Origin of the sequence: Pseudomonas sp. IT-P44 (assembly GCF_949768225.1) — a bacterium.
Taxonomy (GTDB): domain Bacteria; phylum Pseudomonadota; class Gammaproteobacteria; order Pseudomonadales; family Pseudomonadaceae; genus Aquipseudomonas; species Aquipseudomonas migulae.
This window is the reverse complement of the sequence record NZ_CATKQM010000009.1, coordinates 14,426-31,352: the sequence shown is the minus strand read 5'-3', so window position 1 is coordinate 31,352 and position 16,927 is coordinate 14,426. Positions and strand designations below refer to the sequence as shown.

At 58.9% G+C, this 16,927-nt stretch carries 13 protein-coding genes and 1 pseudogene; 9 read left to right on the top strand and 5 right to left on the bottom strand.

The features are described from left to right. Positions 1-42 precede the first annotated feature (42 nt). Positions 43-981 carry a DMT family transporter gene (locus tag ACM6IO_RS04735; protein WP_414911042.1) on the bottom strand — a complete coding sequence of 313 codons (939 nt, stop codon included), beginning with the start codon at positions 979-981 and terminating at the stop codon, positions 43-45. 94 nt (positions 982-1,075) lie between these two features. Between ACM6IO_RS04735 and ACM6IO_RS04730 the strand changes: the two genes are divergently transcribed. Then, positions 1,076-2,485, top strand: coding sequence for a PLP-dependent aminotransferase family protein (locus tag ACM6IO_RS04730; RefSeq protein ID WP_414911041.1), 1,410 nt, complete (start codon positions 1,076-1,078; stop codon positions 2,483-2,485). 111 nt (positions 2,486-2,596) lie between these two features. On the opposite strand, the gene ACM6IO_RS04725 is transcribed toward ACM6IO_RS04730, so the two are convergent. Beyond that, positions 2,597-3,415, bottom strand: a complete 819-nt coding sequence (locus ACM6IO_RS04725; RefSeq protein ID WP_008027418.1) for a pyruvate, water dikinase regulatory protein — start codon at positions 3,413-3,415, stop codon at positions 2,597-2,599. Between the two features lie 174 nt (positions 3,416-3,589). Here ACM6IO_RS04725 and ppsA point away from each other — a divergent pair, with 174 nt between their 5' ends. The 8 genes from ppsA (at position 3,590) to ACM6IO_RS04685 (ending at position 11,726) form a co-directional block, all read left to right on the top strand. Beyond that, positions 3,590-5,965 carry a phosphoenolpyruvate synthase gene (ppsA, locus tag ACM6IO_RS04720; protein WP_008027416.1) on the top strand — a complete coding sequence of 792 codons (2,376 nt, stop codon included), beginning with the start codon at positions 3,590-3,592 and terminating at the stop codon, positions 5,963-5,965. 178 nt (positions 5,966-6,143) lie between these two features. After that, positions 6,144-7,133: an alpha/beta fold hydrolase gene (locus ACM6IO_RS04715; protein ID WP_032832384.1), complete on the top strand. Its 990-nt coding sequence runs from the start codon at positions 6,144-6,146 to the stop codon at positions 7,131-7,133. A gap of 121 nt (positions 7,134-7,254) precedes the next feature. Beyond that, complete coding sequence (gene rraA / locus ACM6IO_RS04710) at positions 7,255-7,746, top strand: ribonuclease E activity regulator RraA (protein WP_008037775.1); 492 nt, start codon at positions 7,255-7,257, stop codon at positions 7,744-7,746. Between the two features lie 26 nt (positions 7,747-7,772). Next, on the top strand, positions 7,773-8,768 hold the full coding sequence (locus tag ACM6IO_RS04705; protein ID WP_008027409.1) for a zinc transporter ZntB: 996 nt from the start codon (positions 7,773-7,775) through the stop codon (positions 8,766-8,768). Positions 8,769-8,831: 63 nt separating this feature from the next. Beyond that, complete coding sequence (locus tag ACM6IO_RS04700) at positions 8,832-9,080, top strand: hypothetical protein (protein ID WP_007944521.1); 249 nt, start codon at positions 8,832-8,834, stop codon at positions 9,078-9,080. A 2-nt stretch (positions 9,081-9,082) separates the two neighbouring features. Next, positions 9,083-9,907, top strand: a complete 825-nt coding sequence (locus ACM6IO_RS04695; protein ID WP_008027407.1) for a mechanosensitive ion channel family protein — start codon at positions 9,083-9,085, stop codon at positions 9,905-9,907. 86 nt (positions 9,908-9,993) lie between these two features. Continuing rightward, positions 9,994-10,584 (top strand): RNA polymerase sigma factor SigX, encoded by a 591-nt coding sequence (sigX, locus tag ACM6IO_RS04690; protein ID WP_017337463.1) that lies wholly within the window; start codon positions 9,994-9,996, stop codon positions 10,582-10,584. A gap of 107 nt (positions 10,585-10,691) precedes the next feature. Next, on the top strand, positions 10,692-11,726 hold the full coding sequence (locus tag ACM6IO_RS04685) for an OmpA family protein (protein WP_008027405.1): 1,035 nt from the start codon (positions 10,692-10,694) through the stop codon (positions 11,724-11,726). 151 nt (positions 11,727-11,877) lie between these two features. On the opposite strand, the gene cobA is transcribed toward ACM6IO_RS04685, so the two are convergent. The 3 genes and pseudogenes from cobA to ACM6IO_RS04670 form a co-directional block, all read right to left on the bottom strand. After that, entirely contained in the window at positions 11,878-12,648 is a 771-nt protein-coding gene (gene cobA, locus ACM6IO_RS04680; protein WP_414911040.1) for a uroporphyrinogen-III C-methyltransferase, read from the bottom strand. Between the two features lie 10 nt (positions 12,649-12,658). After that, on the bottom strand, positions 12,659-15,376 hold the full coding sequence (locus ACM6IO_RS04675; RefSeq protein WP_414911039.1) for a molybdopterin-dependent oxidoreductase: 2,718 nt from the start codon (positions 15,374-15,376) through the stop codon (positions 12,659-12,661). Between the two features lie 20 nt (positions 15,377-15,396). Continuing rightward, positions 15,397-16,596: pseudogene (locus tag ACM6IO_RS04670) on the bottom strand (NAD(P)/FAD-dependent oxidoreductase); the annotation flags it as partial. Positions 16,597-16,927: the final 331 nt, after the last annotated feature.

Below are 16,927 nucleotides of genomic sequence, written 5' to 3'. Positions count from 1 at the left end.
GGACGCCTTCGCCGGCAAGTCGGATCGCCGCACCGCTGGCTCCTACAAGGTCCGTGTCAGCCATTTTTCCAGCGGCAATTTGGTGATCGCAAACCCGGTCAACAGAATCGCCGAATAGATCATCAACTCTCGCGAAAGGCTTTGCCCCTCATACCAAGCGCCGATCACCACCGCGAACACCGGAAAAATGATGAACACAAACGACAAAATGATCGGGCTCAGCCGCTTGAGCAGCAAAAAATAAACGATAAACCCGCCCACCGACGCCACCAGTCCCAGGTAGAGCAGGGCGCCCCAGGAACGCAGGCTGATCCCATCGAACACCGGCGCTTCGACATTCAGCCCCGCGACAAACAGCATCAAGCCCGCAATGCCGATCGGCAGCGTGTTGTAGGTAATCACGCTGATCGCCGAGCCGTGTTTCTTGGTCACCACGTAACACAACGCATGCATCACCGCCGCACAGAGAATCGCCAGCACGCCGAAGAGTTCTGCGTGGTCCAGATGCAATCCCTGGCTGCGAATAATCATGAACAGACTGCCGAAGCCGATGGCAATGCCGAGCACTTGTGACGGGTAGATTTTTTCCCGCAGAAACAGCGCGGAAAACAGCAGGATGAACACCGGCATGCAACTGAACAGCAGGGCTGTCAGGCCTGATGAAACGTGCATCTCGCCGTAATTGAGCAAGTAATACGGCAGGCTGAAATACGACAGCGTCACGAACAGGAAAAACCAGCGGCTTTCCTTGGGGAACATCAACGGCTCACGACGGATGTGGGCGAAAGCAAGGAACAACGGAAAGGCGATCAGGAACCGCAGCCCGGCGGCCGTCAGCGGTGGCACCGTTTCAACCGCAATCTTGATCCCGAGCCATGTCGTTCCCCAGCTCAGGCACACGATCAGAAACAGGACGCTGGTGATCAGCGCGGCTAACCAGGGTTTTCCAGTGCTTGAATTCGCGCTGAGAGCGATGGACATGATCGAGTTCCTTTTTTGTTGTCGGAATTGACCTGCATCTGCAAAAGGTCTATCCCTGATTGAACCTGCTTAAAGCACGCTATTCGGGACTTAAATGAGTGTCAAAGTAAGTATTGCCATGGTGTCAATCCTGCGCGACGGGCTCGTCAACGGACTGGGCGTGAAGTACAAGCGCCTGGCGGACGCCGTGGAAAAAGCGATCGTTGAAGGCGTGATCGAGCCCGGCTGCAAACTGCCGCCGCATCGGCTGTTGGCCGACAGCCTCGGCGTGACCATTGGCACCGTCAGCCGTGCTTACGGCGAACTCGAACGCGTAGGAAGGGTGGTCGCTCGCGTAGGAGATGGCACTTACGTGCGTCAGCGCGGGATGGAACGTCAGCGCGATGCTGGCTTTCGCAATGTCAGCGAAGAGCCGCAGGCATGTTTCGACATGAGCCGTAATCAACCGATTCCGGGGCAGGAAGCACTGCTTTTAAGCCAGAGCTTGCAGGCGTTGGCGCTCGATCCCGATGCCTTGCAGAGCATCAGCGGCTACACCGCCGATGCCGGATCGTTACGCCATCGTGCGGCGGGCGCGCACTGGTTGCGGCACCTGCAATTTGTGCCGGATGCCGAGCAGGTCGTATGCGTGAACGGCGGCCAGCACGGTCTGTTATGTGCCTTGATGGGGTTGCTCAAGGCGGGCGATACCGTGGTCACGGAACACCTGACTTACCCGGGGTTGATCAGCGTTGCACGCATGCTTGGGATCAAACTGATCGGCGTCGCGATGGATGACGAAGGGTTGATGCCGGATGCGCTGGAAGACGTTTGCCGCAACCATCGTGTGTCGGCGCTGTACTGCACGCCGACGATCCAGAATCCTACGGCGGCGGTGATGTCTGTCTCACGGCGAGAGGCGATTGCCGAGGTCTGTCGGCAGCACAATCTGCTGATCTTTGAGGATGAAGCCCACGCGGTGTTGGCTCGGCAGCGACCGTTACCCTTGAGTTATTTCGCCCCGGAGCGCTCGGTGTTGATCGGCAGCCTGAGCAAAGCGGTTTCGGCGGGGTTGCGCGTCGGTTATCTGCATGCGCCGCAACCGTTGATCGGGCGCTTGAGCGCGGCGGTACGCGGAACGTGCTGGATGGCCAGTCCGTTGGCGCTGGAGGTGGCGAGCCTTTGGATCGAAAACGGTAGTGCGGCGCAGTTGCTGGCTCGGCAGATTATCGAGATCGGTCGGCGCAAGGCGTTGGTCTGTGGGGTGTTGGAGGGCGTGGCGTACAAAACCCATCCCGACAGCCCGCACTTCTGGATCGAAGTGCCCGAGCCGTGGCGAGCGTCGCAGATTGCGGCGGAACTCAAGGAAAACAATTACCTGGTCGCCACCGCCGAGGCGTTTGCGGTCGGGCATGGGGCGGTGCCGCAGTTCATTCGGGCGAGTGTGTGTAATTCGGCGGGGGATGATGGATTGTTGATTCGAGGGTTTGAAGCGTTGAACGGAGCAATAACAGAGACCGTGTAATCGTTCTTCGCGGGCAAGCCTCGCTCCTACAGGGTTCGCGGACATCCTGTAGGAGCGAGCGGTGCGGCGATCCGACTTGCCCGCGAAGGCGGCCTGAAGGGCGCTAAAGAGCTACTTGAACCGCCGCTCCACACCTTTCTCCACCAGAATCTTCGCCGAAATCTCTTCCACCGAAAAATGCGTGGAGTTGATGTGCGCAATATTCTCGCGGCGGAACAGATTCTCCACCTCGCGCACTTCAAACTCGCACTGCGCGTAGCTCGAATAGCGGCTGTTGGGCTTGCGTTCATTGCGGATCGCGGTCAGGCGGTCCGGGTCGATGGTCAGTCCGAACAACTTGTGCTGGTGGGCGCGCAGGGCGTTTGGCAGCGTCAGGCGCTCCATGTCGTCTTCGGTCAACGGATAGTTGGCCGCGCGGATGCCGAATTGCATCGCCATGTACAGGCACGTCGGTGTCTTACCACAACGCGACACCCCCACTAGGATCAGGTCGGCCTTGTCGTAATAATGCGTGCGCGCACCGTCGTCGTTGTCGAGGGCGAAGTTCACCGCCTCGATGCGTTCCATGTAATTGGAGTTGCCACCGATAGAGTGAGACTTGCCGACAGTGTAGGAAGAATGCTCGGTCAGTTCCTGTTCAAGCGGTGCCAGGAAAGTCGAGAAAATGTCGATCATGAAACCATTGGACGTCGCGAGGATCTCACGGATGTCCTGGTTGACGATGGTGTCGAATATGATCGGCCGGAAGCCGTCGGTTTCGGCGGCCTTGTTGATTTGTTGTACCATGGCCCGCGCTTTATCCACGTTGTCGATGTACGGCCGCGTGAATTTGCTGAAGGTAATGTTTTCGAACTGCGCCAGGAGGCTTTGACCCAGGGTTTCGGCGGTAATGCCGGTGCCATCGGAGATAAAGAAAGCAGATCGTTTCATTTGCACCTTGGGCCTTAAGCTAGTGACGAATCTTGGATATGATAGGCGCGGTTTGCCGGCCTCGAGTGGCCCGCATTCTCACTTATTTTCCAGGTCCAGGCCATACAGCCGGCAAATGCTCCTTTCGAGCGCCGGCTTCTGAGCTTTTCCAACACAGTTAGTGGAGAGATCACCTTGGTAGAGTACGTAGTTTCCCTCGATAAGCTCGGCAAACACGATGTTGAGCATGTGGGGGGCAAGAACGCATCCCTGGGCGAGATGATCAGTAACCTTGCAGGTGCCGGTGTATCGGTGCCCGGTGGCTTCGCCACGACAGCTCAGGCTTATCGTGATTTTCTGGAACTGAGCGGCCTGAACGATCAGATCCACGCCGCCCTCGACGCCCTGGACGTCGATGATGTCAACGCCCTGGCCAAGACCGGCGCCCAGATCCGTCAATGGATCATGGAAGCCGAGTTCCCCGAGAAGCTCAACACCGAGATCCGCACCGCGTTCGCCACGCTGTCGGCCGGTAACCCTGACATGGCCGTGGCCGTGCGTTCTTCCGCTACCGCCGAAGACCTGCCGGACGCTTCCTTCGCCGGTCAGCAGGAAACCTTCCTGAACATCCGTGGTGTCGAAAACGTCATTCGCGCCGCCAAAGAGGTGTTCGCTTCGCTGTTCAACGACCGTGCGATCTCCTACCGCGTGCACCAGGGCTTCGACCACAAGCTGGTCGCCCTGTCGGCTGGCGTGCAGCGCATGGTCCGCTCCGAAACCGGCACTGCCGGCGTGATGTTCACCCTCGATACCGAATCGGGCTTCCGTGACGTAGTGTTCATCACCGGCGCCTACGGCCTGGGTGAAACCGTCGTACAAGGCGCGGTGAACCCGGATGAGTTCTACGTCCACAAAGGCACGCTGGCCGCCGGTCGTCCGGCCATCCTGCGTCGCAACCTGGGCAGCAAAGCCATCAAGATGATCTACGGCGAAGTCGCCACGGCCGGCAAGTCGGTCAAGACCATCGACGTCGACAAGGCCGATCGCGCACGTTTCTGCCTGAGCGACGCCGAAGTCAGCGAACTGGCCAAACAAGCGATGATCATCGAGAAGCACTACCAGTGCCCGATGGACATCGAATGGGCCAAAGACGGCGACGACGGCAAGCTCTACATCGTTCAGGCCCGTCCTGAAACCGTGAAGAGCCGCACCCAGGCCAACGTCATGGAACGTTACCTGTTGAAAGAAACCGGCACCGTGCTGGTTGAAGGTCGTGCCATCGGCCAGCGCATCGGCGCCGGCAAGGTCCGCATCATCAAGGACGTGTCCGAGATGGACAAAGTCCAGCCAGGCGACGTGCTGGTTTCCGACATGACTGACCCGGACTGGGAACCGGTCATGAAGCGCGCCAGCGCCATCGTCACCAACCGTGGCGGTCGTACCTGCCACGCGGCGATCATCGCCCGCGAACTGGGCATTCCGGCCGTGGTCGGTTGCGGCAACGCCACCCAACTGTTGAAAGACGGCCAGGGTGTGACCGTTTCCTGCGCGGAAGGCGACACCGGTTACATCTTCGAAGGTGAGCTGGGCTTCGACATCAAGAAAAACTCCGTGGATGCCATGCCGGACCTGCCGTTCAAGATCATGATGAACGTCGGCAACCCGGACCGCGCCTTCGATTTCGCGCAACTGCCGAACGCCGGTGTGGGCCTGGCCCGTCTGGAATTCATCATCAACCGCATGATCGGTGTGCACCCTAAAGCGCTGTTGAACTACGACGGCCTGCCGCAGGAAATCAAGGACAGCGTCGACAAGCGCATCGCTGGCTACAACGATCCGGTCGGCTTCTACGTCGAGAAACTGGTCGAAGGCATCAGCACGCTGGCGGCTGCGTTCTACCCGAAAAAGGTCATCGTGCGTCTGTCGGACTTCAAGTCCAACGAATACGCGAACCTGATCGGCGGCAAGCTTTACGAGCCGGAAGAAGAAAACCCGATGCTGGGCTTCCGTGGCGCCTCGCGTTACATCAGCGAATCGTTCCGTGACTGCTTCGAACTCGAGTGCCGCGCCCTCAAGCGTGTGCGCAACGAGATGGGCCTGACCAACGTTGAAATCATGGTGCCGTTCGTCCGTACCCTGGGCGAAGCGAGCCAGGTCGTCGACCTGCTGGCCGAAAACGGTCTGGCCCGTGGCGACAACGGTCTGCGCGTGATCATGATGTGCGAACTGCCGTCCAACGCGATTCTGGCGGAAGAATTCCTTGAGTTCTTCGACGGTTTCTCCATCGGCTCCAACGACCTGACTCAGCTGACGCTGGGCCTGGACCGTGACTCCGGGATCATCGCTCACCTGTTCGACGAGCGTAACCCTGCGGTCAAGAAGCTGCTGGCGAACGCCATTGCCGCGTGCAACAAGGCGGGCAAGTACATCGGTATCTGCGGTCAGGGTCCTTCGGACCACCCTGATCTGGCCAAGTGGCTGATGGAGCAGGGCATCGAAAGCGTTTCGTTGAACCCCGATTCCGTACTGGAAACCTGGTTCTTCCTGGCTGAAGGTCAAGCTTCGGCTTGATGGTGTGGGAACGGCTCGCTCACTGTAGGAGCAAGCGGTGCGGCGATCCGATTTGCCCGCGATGGCGTCTTCAAAATCGCCATCGCCAGCAAGCTGTGCTCCTACAGGGGGTGGCCGTTTTAAGAGATTGAAGTAGGGCGGGCTCCTCTGGATGCCGCCCTTTTTTGTGCAAGAGACTATGCAAAGCAGCAGCAACCTATTTCCTGTCGCCCTGATCAGCGCCGAGCGGCGCGGCGATCTGAGCGAAGACGTCTATCGTTTGAAACCCGGCAACAGCCCTGACGGCACCGTGGAACTGGCCGTGACCCGTCTGGGCATGGCGGACGCGCCCGCGCACGGTGGTGTTCCGGTGATTCTGTTGCACGGCAGCTTTTCCAATCGGCGCTTCTGGTTCTCCCCAAAAGGCCTGGGGTTGGGCGCCTATCTGGCGCGTCTGGGATTTGATGTGTGGATCGCGGAAATGCGCGGTCATGGCCTGTCCCAGCGCAACCAGAACTATCGCAAGAACCGCGTCGCCGACTACGCTCGTTACGATCTGCCGGCCATTGGCGCGTTCGTACGTGAGCAGAGCGGCCAGGTTCCGCACTGGATCGGTCACTCGCTGGGTGGCATTACCCTGGCGGCAGCCTTGGGTGGCGGGTATATCGGTGAACCGGTCGTCGCGTCTGCGGCATTCTTCGGTACGCAAGTCAGCCGCACCTATTGGCCGTTGAAAATTCCGCCGGTGGAGTGGAGCGGGCGCTTCATTCTCAAGCGTTTCGCCCAACTGTCCGGTTCACGGCTCAAGCGCGGTCCGGAGGACGAGCCGATTGGCCTGGCCCTGGAAAGCATGCGTTGGTATGGCCTGTTCGGCCGTTTTGGCGATGCCGACAAGGATTGGTGGGCCGGATTGGCTGACGTTCAGAGCCCTGTGTTGGCCGTGAGTGCCGTCAGCGATCATCAGGATCCAGCGTGGGCGTGCCGCAAGTTGTTTGATCAGATCGGTTCCGAGCACAAGCAATTCATCAACCTTGGCCGCGAGCAGGGCTTTGGCGACAATTTCGGTCACGTGGAAATGTTGGTCAGCAAAGCCGCTCAAGCCGAAGTCTGGCCGTTGGTGGCGCGTTGGCTGTCGGATCAGCACACGCCTTTGCTCGGTGAAAAAGCGGATTTGGCCTCGGCAGTCTGAGCCCGATGCTCTATCAAGGGCATTCCGCTCTGATCGGCTTGCGGCTAAGATATGACGCATTGAGCTTTTCTGGTCACTTTGCGACATCCTCGATTGTCTTCCTCTTTACAGGAGTTTCTCGATGAACCATTACCTCACGCCTGACCTGTGCGACGCCTATCCGGAACTGGTACAGGTGCTGGAACCGATGTTCAGCAATTTCGGTGGCCGTGATTCCTTCGGCGGCGAAATCGTGACCATCAAGTGCTTCGAAGACAACTCGCTGGTCAAGGAGCAAGCCGAACTCAAGGGTAATGGCAAGGTGTTGGTGGTCGATGGTGGCGGTTCCCTGCGTCGCGCGCTGCTGGGCGACATGATCGCCGAGAAAGCCGCTAAAAACGGTTGGGAAGGGATGGTGATCTACGGGTGCATCCGCGACGTCGATGTCATCGCGCAGACTGATCTGGGCGTTCAGGCCCTGGCCAGTCACCCGATGAAAACCGACAAGCGTGGCATTGGCGATCTCAACGTTGTGGTGACGTTTGCCGGTGTGACGTTCCGTCCAGGCGAATACATTTATGCGGACAATAATGGCGTGATCATCTCGCCAAGCCCGCTGAAGATGCCTGAATAAGCGTTGCACCAACCGAAGGGGTGAGGATGTTCGAGGAAGAAAACGCGCAGTGGGGGCTGGTGCATGCCCTGGTGCTGGATGGTAAAGGCGGCGCGCGTTCGATAGCCCGGACTGAACTCGATGACTTGCAGCTTCAGGCCCATGAAAGCCTGTGGCTGCACTGGGATCGCAGTCACCCGCAAACCCAGACCTGGCTGCGCAAATCCAGCGGTCTGAGCGAATTCAGCTGTGATCTGCTGCTGGAAGAGAACACCCGTCCGCGTCTTCTACAGCTTTCCGACAGCGAACTGCTGCTATTTTTGCGTGGGGTCAACCTCAACCCCGGGGCCGAGCCGGAAGACATGGTCTCGGTGCGGATCTTCGCCTCGGCACAGCGGGTTATTTCCCTGCGCCTGCGTCCATTGCGCGCCACCGACGAGTTGCTGGTGCAGCTCGCGGAAGGCAAGGGGCCGAAGACCGCCTCCGAACTCATCCTTTATATGGCCCAGTACCTCACCAACAAAGTGCAGGATCTGGTCAGTTGCCTCTCGGAAGTGGTCGATGAGGAAGAAGAAAAACTGGATGCCGACGAACGGTATTCACCCGAGCATGACTCCATTTTGCAGATCCGTCGCAGGGCTGCTGCGCTGAAACGTTTCCTGGCACCGCAGCGGGATATTTTCGGACAACTGACCCGGATAAAATTGCCCTGGTTTGTCGAAGATGACGGCGACTACTGGAACGAATTGAACAACAGCCTGACCCGCTATCTCGAGGAGCTGGAATTGACCCGGGAGCGGGTGGGGCTGGTCCTCGAGGCCGAGGACAGACGTTTGAGCGTGCGTATGAATCGCACGATGTACCGCTTCGGGATCATCACCGGAATCTTTTTGCCGATGAGTTTTCTGACCGGTCTTTTGGGTATCAACGTCGGCGGTATTCCGTTCTCTGCCAGCCCGTATGGCTTCCTGATTGCCTGCCTGATGATGATCTCGGTGGCACTGGGGCAGTGGTGGTTATTCCGACGTTTGCGCTGGGTATGACGATGCGCCATGTGACCCGGGTAAATTTGACCGCGTCTTTCACAGACATCACGAGAGGTGCGTATGCACGATCCGTTTGAACAGTCTTTGCGTGACATGCTGAACGCTTCGCCGTCCACCCGCGACGACGATGCGTGTCTTGGGCGCGTCCTGAAAACCGCCAACCGCCAGGTCGGCGCCGGCGATCTGTTCAGCCTGCTGGGCCGCTGGTTGCCCGCGCTGATGATTGCCTTGAACAACGGATCGGCTCACGTCTCGCCGGTTTCCCGTCACCGTAAACCTACCGTTCGCACTGCTGATAAGGCTGATTGAATATGGAACTTGATCTCTGGACTCAGAGCCTCGTCACTGCAATGACTGCGTTATGGACCAAGGTTGCGAATTTCATTCCGAACCTGTTCGGCGCACTGGTCGTGCTGCTGTTGGGTTTCGTCGTGGCGAAACTTTTGGATACTTTGCTGTCCAAGTTGCTCGCCAAGCTCGGTCTCGACCGCTTGATGGGCGGCACCGGTCTGACAAAATTGCTGTCCCGGGCCGGCCTTCAAGTGCCGATTTCGACGCTGATAGGCAAAATTGTCTATTGGTTCGTTTTGCTGATTTTTCTGGTTTCTGCAGCAGAATCGCTTGGACTTGAGCGAGTTTCGGCTACGCTGGACATGCTTGCGCTGTATTTGCCGAAAGTGTTTGGCGCCGCGCTGGTGCTGCTGGTAGGTGTTTTGCTGGCACAACTGGCCAATGGGCTGGTGCGGGGTGCGGCAGAGGGCGTAGGGCTGGATTACGCCGCCGGGCTGGGGAGAATTGCCCAGGGCCTGGTGATTATCATCAGTATTTCGGTCGCAATCAGCCAGTTGGAGGTCAAGACTGACCTGCTCAACCATGTGATTGTGATTGTTTTGATTACCGTTGGTCTGGCGGTAGCGCTGGCCATGGGGTTGGGAAGCCGGGAAATTGCCGGTCAGATTCTTGCGGGAATCTATGTGCGTGAGTTGTATCAGGTTGGGCAACAAGTGCGTGTTGGCGAGGTCGAAGGTCAGATCGAAGAGATCGGCACGGTTAAGACCACATTGCTGACCGATGAGGGTGAGCTAGTCTCTCTCTCTAATCGGATTCTCCTGGAGCAGCATGTGAGTAGCCGCTAACCCGGCAAACCCTGCTAATGTATGCCGCCGCAAAATGCCCTGAAGGGCTGCGGCGGACATTGACCTGACTGTCGGCCAGACTTGTTTTGAATAAAGCTCAATCGCTCTCCACGCGCTACGACCCCCGCGAGCTCTCTGATGAGGAGTTGGTCGCGCGCTCGCATACCGAGCTGTTTCACGTAACGCGCGCCTATGAAGAATTGATGCGCCGTTACCAACGAACATTATTTAACGTTTGTGCACGATATCTTGGGAACGATCGCGATGCAGACGATGTCTGTCAGGAAGTGATGTTGAAGGTGTTGTATGGCTTGAAGAACTTCGAAGGTAAATCGAAGTTCAAGACATGGCTATATAGCATCACGTACAACGAGTGCATCACACAGTATCGGAAAGAACGGCGAAAGCGTCGCTTGATGGACGCATTGAGTCTGGACCCCCTCGAGGAAGCGTCTGAAGAAAAGGCGCCGAAACCCGAGGAGAAGGGCGGGCTTGATCGCTGGCTAGTGTATGTGAACCCGATTGACCGTGAAATTCTGGTGCTACGATTTGTCGCAGAGCTAGAGTTTCAGGAGATCGCAGACATCATGCACATGGGTTTGAGTGCGACAAAAATGCGTTACAAACGCGCTCTAGACAAATTGCGTGAGAAATTTGCAGGCATTGCTGAAACTTAGTTCGGCGCAAATATCTCTTACGTGTAGGCAAGTTCTGATAGACTTGCCGCCGAGTTGTCCCCCGGTTTGCGGGACTGCTTCACAATCACCAGATGGGGATTTAACGGATGAAACTGAAAAACACCTTGGGCTTGGCCATTGGTTCTCTTATTGCGGCCACTTCGTTCGGCGCATTGGCACAAGGCCAAGGCGCAGTTGAAATCGAAGGCTTTGCAAAGAAAGAGTATTACGATAGCCAGCGCGATTTCAAAAACGACGGCAACCTGTTCGGTGGTTCGGTTGGTTACTTCCTGACCGACGACGTTGAACTGCGTCTGGGCTACGACGAAGTGCACAACGTTCGTAGCGAGTCGGGCAAGAACATCAAGGGCTCCAACACTGCCCTGGACGCTCTGTACCACTTCAACAACCCAGGCGACATGCTGCGTCCGTACGTTTCGGCCGGTTTCTCTGATCAGAGCATCGGTCAGAACGATCGCGGTGGTCGTAACGGTTCCACCTTCGCCAACGTTGGCGGCGGTGCCAAGCTGTACTTCACTGACAATTTCTACGCCCGTGCCGGCGTTGAAGCTCAGTACAACATCGACCAAGGTGACACCGAGTGGGCTCCAAGCGTCGGTATCGGTGTGAACTTCGGTGGCGGCTCCAAGCCTGCAGCTGCTCCAGTTCCAGCACCAGCTGAAGTCTGCTCCGACAGCGACAACGATGGCGTTTGCGACAACGTTGACAAGTGCCCGGACACCCCAGCCAACGTAACTGTTGACGCTGATGGCTGCCCAGCAGTTGCCGAAGTCGTTCGTGTTGAGCTGGACGTTAAGTTCGATTTCGACAAATCTGTTGTTAAAACCAACAGCTACGGCGACATCAAGAACCTGGCTGACTTCATGAAGCAGTACCCATCCACCACCACTACTGTTGAAGGTCACACTGACAACGTCGGTCCTGACGCTTACAACCAGAAACTGTCCGAGCGTCGTGCAAACGCCGTTAAGCAAGTTCTGACCAACCAGTACGGTGTTGAATCGTCCCGCGTTCAGTCTGTTGGCTACGGCGAATCCCGCCCAGTTGCTGACAACAAAACTGACGCTGGCCGCGCTGTAAACCGTCGCGTAGAAGCGCAGGTTGAAGCTCAAGCTAAGTAATTAGCCCGCAGCTCTGAGAAAAGCCCGGCTTAGGCCGGGCTTTTCTTTGTCTGCGATTTGGGTTTTCGAATCATCTGGATCACTGGAATCCCGCGAATCACTGAAACCTGTAGGAGCCGGCTTGCCGGCGATGGTCGTCAACGATGACGCGTTAAGCCTGACACGCTGCGGTGATCTCAAGTTCTTCGCCAGCGAGCTGGCTCTTACAGGTTTCGGGGCGTGCCGCTACAACACCGATCACCAGAATCGCCGGGCTTTTCAACTCAAAGGCGCAGGCATCTTCCTCCATCGCTGTCAGATCGCTCCGACATTCCCGTTGATGCGGCAGGGAAGCGTTTTCAATCATCGCCACCGGCGTATCCGCCGCCATCCCTCCGGCCAGCAGTTGCTCGCGAATTTCACTGAGCTTCGCCACGCCCATGTACACCACCAGCGTTGTGCCACTTTGCGCCAGGGCTTGCCAATTCAGGCTGCTGCCATCTTGAGTGTGGGCCGTGACCAGCGTCACGCCGCGCGCCACGCCCCGCAGGGTCAACGGAATATCGCATTGCGTCGCACCGGCCAGCCCGGCGGTGATGCCATTGACCAGCTCCACGTCGACCCCGCGTTCGCGCAGCCACTGCGCTTCTTCACCGCCCCGCCCAAAAATGCATGGATCGCCACCCTTGAGCCGCACCACGCATTTGCCGTGGCGGGCATAACGCAGCATCAATCGATGAATGAACGCCTGAGGTGTGGAGCGACAACCACCGCGCTTGCCCACCGGAATGATCCGCGCCTGCGGGCAATGTTCCAGCACGGCACCGTTCACCAGGTCGTCGATCAGCACCACATCCGCTTCGCTCAACGCCCTGACGGCTTTGAGGGTCAGCAATTCCGGGTCACCAGGACCCGCACCCACCAGCCAGACTTTTGCGTTCATAGTGTTTTCCTCACGAGATGACGGCGATCGGCTGCGCCGTGGCGGCCAGCAAACGCTTGATTTCCGGGACGCACGAGCCGCATTGCGTGCCGCAGCCCAATTCCTGTTTCAACCCCTGCAAATCCAGGCCCCGACGGATACCGGCACAGACCGCGCCTTGGCTGACGTTTTTGCAGTTGCAAAGGGTTTTAGTGCCGGCAACCGATGTGGTGGCGTTGCCTGGTGGTGCGCTCAGCGGTGCAAGCAGCCAGCGCCGCAGTTGTTCATCGGCGCGACCTTCTTGCCAAAGGTCCTGCAGCCAGTGCTGTGCGAGGGTTTCACCGGCCAGGCGAATCGCGGTGATCCGGCCATGCTCGATCCGCACCCGTTTGCCGATGGCGCGCCGTGGGTCGTCGTACGCCAGGACCGGCCCTTCATTGAGCCCAAGGCAGCGGTCGATTTCGCATAACAATTGCGGATCTGGCGCTGTGGCGCTGGCAGCGCGTATGAGCAGCGCAGGGCGCTCACGACCGGTGAGGCTGAGGCTGACGTAGGAAAACGCCTCACAGAGCGGTCGTAGCGTCTCAAAATGCTGTTGAACATCGCCCTCAATCAGTACGAAAAGGTTCCAGGGCAAATGCACGGGGTCGATTCGTACGCCGCTGTGTTTGAGTTCCGGTTGTTTCGACAACGGATCGAATGCCGGTTGGGTGAGCGCATTGACCCCGCCCTTCAGGAACCGGTCGCCCCAGTGCATCGGCAGAAACGCCTGGCCCGGACGCACGCTGTCATCGCTGCCGACGGCGACAATCACCGCGCCGCGACGGCTTTTCAAGCTGACCAGTTCTCCCGGTTGCAGTCCTTGGCGATGCAATTCATCCGGGTGCAGGCTCAGCACGGCCTCGCTGACATGACCGAACAACTGCGCAGCAGTGCCGGTGCGGCTCATGCCGTGCCATTGATCGCGCAGGCGGCCGGTGATCAGGGTCAGCGGGAATTGCCCGTCGCGTTGTTCCTTGGCAGCAAGGTACGGATCGGCCACGAATCGGGCACGCCCGTTGGCGGTCGGGAAAATTCCGTCCCGATACAGTCGGGCCGTCCCTTCACGGGCGCCGGCGGGAAACGGCCATTGCTGTGGACCGAGACGATCAATCAGCTCATGACTGATACCGGACAAATCCAGATCCCGGTTGCGCGTCAGGAGTTTGTACTCATCGAAGACCTGCGCCGGGGTGTCGAACGCAAACAGACTGGGTTGTCCGGGACGCAGGTGTTTTTCCAGGCGCTGTGCGAAATCCACTGTAATTGCCCAGTCGGAACGCGTTTCTCCGGGAGCGACAATCGCCCGGCGAACGTGGGAAATCCGCCGTTCGGAGTTGGTCACCGTGCCGTCTTTTTCGCCCCAACTGGCGGCAGGCAGCAGTAGATCGGCGAACGCGGCGGTTTCGGTGGTGCGAAAGGCTTCCTGCAACACCACGAACGGGCAGGCTTGCAGCGCCTCGCGCACGGCGCTCTGGTCCGGCATCGATTGCGCGGGGTTGGTGCAGGCGATCCACAGGGCTTTGATGGTTCCGTTACGAACCTGCTCAAACAATTCGATCGCGGTGAGCCCGGTGTTTTCCGGCAGTTGATCCACGCCCCAGTAGGCTGCGACTTCTGCGCGATGCTCGGCATTGGCCGCTTCGCGATGGCCTGGCAGCAGGTTCGACAGGCTGCCGGTTTCGCGGCCACCCATGGCATTCGGCTGACCGGTCAGGGAGAAAGGTCCTGCGCCGGGACGGCCGATCTGCCCGGTGGCCAGGTGCAGGTTGATCAGCGCACTGTTTTTCGCACTGCCGGCGGTGGACTGGTTCAGTCCCATGCACCACAGCGACAGAAAGCTCGGCGAGGTCCCGACCCACTCGGCGCATTGCTGCAGTTGCTCAACGCTGATCCCGCACAGCTGCGAGACCATGGGCGGCGTGTAATCGCGCACCAGGTTTTTCAGTTCAGCCAGGCCTTCGGTGTGGGCCTTGATGAAGTCGCGGTCGATCCAGTCTTCCCACAGCAGCAGGTACAAAATCCCATGGAACAAGGCGACATCGGTGCCGGGAAGAATCGCCAGATGCAGGTCAGCCAAGTCGCAGGTATCCGTACGACGCGGGTCGATGACGATGACTTTCATCTGTGGTCGGCGGGATTTGGCCTCTTCCAGGCGACGAAACAGGACCGGGTGGGCGTAGGCCATGTTACTGCCGACGATCATCACGCAGTCGCTTGTCTCAAGGTCTTCGTAACTGCATGGCGGTGCGTCGGCACCGAGGCTGCGCTTGTAGCCGACCACTGCCGATGACATGCACAGGCGCGAATTGCTGTCGATGTTGTTGGTGCCGACCAACGCTCGCGCCAGTTTGTTGAAGCTGTAGTAATCCTCGGTCAGCAACTGCCCTGAGATGTAAAACGCCACGCTGTCCGGGCCATGTTCGGCGATGGTTTCGGCGAACACGCTGGCGGCGTGATCGAGGGCGGTGTCCCAGTCGGTGCGGCTGCGGGCCAGGCCTTTGCCCAGGCGCAGTTCCGGGTACAGCGCTCGGGCCGCGAGGTCGCCGGTCAGGTGCAGGGTCGAGCCCTTGCTGCACAGCTTGCCGAAGTTGGCCGGGTGGGCCGGATCGCCGCTGACGCCGAGGATGCGCTCGCCGTCATGCTCGATTAGCACGCCGCAGCCGACCCCGCAGTAGCAACAGGTGGAGGCGGTGATCTGGCGGTTCATCAGCTGGCTTCCCGCATGGTTTCACCAAACATCAGGTGATTGCGGATTTCGTCGATATTCCGGTTCTCGCGAATCTGCCGGAAATACCAACCGCCATCGGCCGTGTCGCCGTACAGGCAGGCCCCGACCAGCACGTCGTCCTTGATCACCAGTTTTTTGTAGATCCCGCCGATCGGGTCGGAAAGGGTGATGGTTTCGGTGCCTTCGCCGCCCATGAAATCGCCGGCGGAGAACAGGTCAATGCCGGTGACTTTCAATTTGGTCGAGGTCACCGAGCCTTTGTAGCTGGCGAAGCCAAGCTGTGCGAGATGGTTGGCGCAGACCTTGGCCTGTTCGAACAGCGGCGCCACCAGGCCGTAGGCGATGCCGCGATGGCTGGCGCATTCGCCGATGGCGTAAACCCGTGGGTCGTAGGTTTGCAGGGTGTCGTTGACCAGAATCCCACGGTTGCACGGGAGGCCGGAGCGCTCCGCGAGTTCGGTCGCGGGGCGGATGCCGGCGGCCATCACCACCAGGTCGGCGGGGATGCGGTCGCCGTTCTTGAACTCGACCGAGCCGACCCGGCCATTGCCGGCATCGTGCAAGGCCTGGGTTTGCTCGCACAGGCGAAAGTGCAGGCCACGGTCCTCAAGCGCGGTTTGCAGCAAGCGGCCGCTGACGCTGTCGAGTTGCCGTTCCAGCAACCATTCGCCGTTGTGCACCACGGTGACGTGCATGCCGCGCAGCATCAGGCCATTGGCCGCTTCCAGGCCGAGCAGGCCGCCACCGATGACCACCGCGTGCTTGTGGGTTTTTGCGGTGTTGATCATGGCTTGGGTGTCGGCGATGTCGCGGTAGCCGATCACGCCGTGCAACGTGTTGCCCGGGATCGGCAGGATAAACGGGGTCGAGCCGGTGGCAATCAGCAGGCGGTCGTATTCGGCCTCGGTGCCGTCGTCGGCGATGACCCGACGTTTGATCCGGTCGATTTCTACGACTCTGCGGTTGAGCAGCAACTTGATGTTGTTGTCTAGGTACCAGTCCAGGTCGTTGAGCGCGATCTCTTCGAAGGTTTGCTCGCCGGCCAGTACCGGCGACAGCAGGATGCGGTTGTAGTTGGTATGGGGTTCGGCACCGAAGACCGTGATGTCGTACAGCTCGTTGCTCAGCTTGAGCAGCTCTTCCAGGGTGCGAACCCCGGCCATGCCGTTGCCGATCATCACCAGTTTTAATTTTTTCATCAGGTTCTCCGGGGAGCTCGGACCCGCCTCGACAGGGCGTTCAGGTCGTGCTCGACAAATTTTGCGCAAACAAAAAAAGGCGTCCCGCTAGTTGCCTAGCGAGGACGCCTTTGTCCTGGTCCCGTTCTCTCGGGAAGCGCATCCTTCGTCGTTGAAGGCTGGGCTTTATGTCTGTTGAGAGAGGTAATGCAGTGGTTGTGCCAAGTTGACCTACACCCGGTTTTGTTGGCTCGGAGTGCTTAATCAAAGGGGGCTTCTGCACCGAATCGAAGCGTGGTGCCCGCTAATGGAGCGGGTTGCTGATGGATTTGTGTTGGTTGTTAGTCCGCCT